Raw genomic sequence first — 888 nt, forward strand, 5'->3', positions numbered from 1 at the left:
ACGCCGGCCACCGCCGGATGCTCGGCGGCCAAGCTGGTGAAAAACTCCGGCGCCAACAGCAATTCGGTCTCGCCGAGCATCGCGCGCTCGACTCGTTGGCGGATCTCGGCGGCATCGGCGGTATCGGTGCGCGCCAGCGCGACTCCGGTTTGAAACGCGCCCTGCAGCGCGTGGTTGCGCACATCGCCGACAAACACCGATCCACCCGGCGCCAATAACCGCATGGCACTGTCGATGACTTCGGCGAGATATGGGGCGTTGGGGAAGTACTGCACCACCGAGTTGAGAACGATGGTGTCGAAATAGCCGTGCGGCAGCGCTTCGGTGACGTGGGCGGGCTGGGCCAGCAACTGCACCCGATCACGCCACTCGACCCGCAATTGCTTGAGCGAGTGGGCGAGCTTGTCGATAGCGACCGCCGAGAAATCGGTGCCGACGTATTGCTCACAGTGCGGGGCGATCTGGGACAACACCAGCCCCGAACCAACGCCGATCTCCAACACCCGCCCGGGCCGCAGCGCCATGATCCGATCCACGGTGGCCGCACGCCACTGCGCCATCTCCTGCAGCGGAATCGGCTCCTCGGTGTAGCTGCTGTTCCAGCCGCGGAAATCCATCCCGAACTCCGGCGCCTCGACCTCGGCGCCGTAGAGCTCGTCGTAAAGGTGTTGCCACTGGTCGACGACCTCGGCGTCATCCTCAGCGGTGGCGGTGTGCTCGAGAGTGACGTAGGCGACGAGGTGGGAGCCGGTGCTGGCCTCGTGCACCGCGGCGGCGGCCTGGGTGACCTGCGGGCAGGCCAGCAGGGTGCTTTCGATTTCGCCCAGCTCGATGCGCTGCCCGCGCAGTTTGACCTGGGCATCGGCGCGGCCCAGATACTGCAGTTGC

The 888-nt window shown here is 66.3% G+C and carries 1 protein-coding gene; it reads right to left on the minus strand.

Going from position 1 to position 888, the window contains the following annotated elements:
* Positions 1-888, minus strand: an 888-nt coding sequence (locus A5744_RS04415) for a class I SAM-dependent methyltransferase (protein ID WP_139331236.1), incomplete at both ends; no start/stop codon positions are given.

Source organism: Mycobacterium sp. IS-1264 (assembly GCF_001954195.1).
Lineage (GTDB): Bacteria > Actinomycetota > Actinomycetes > Mycobacteriales > Mycobacteriaceae > Mycobacterium.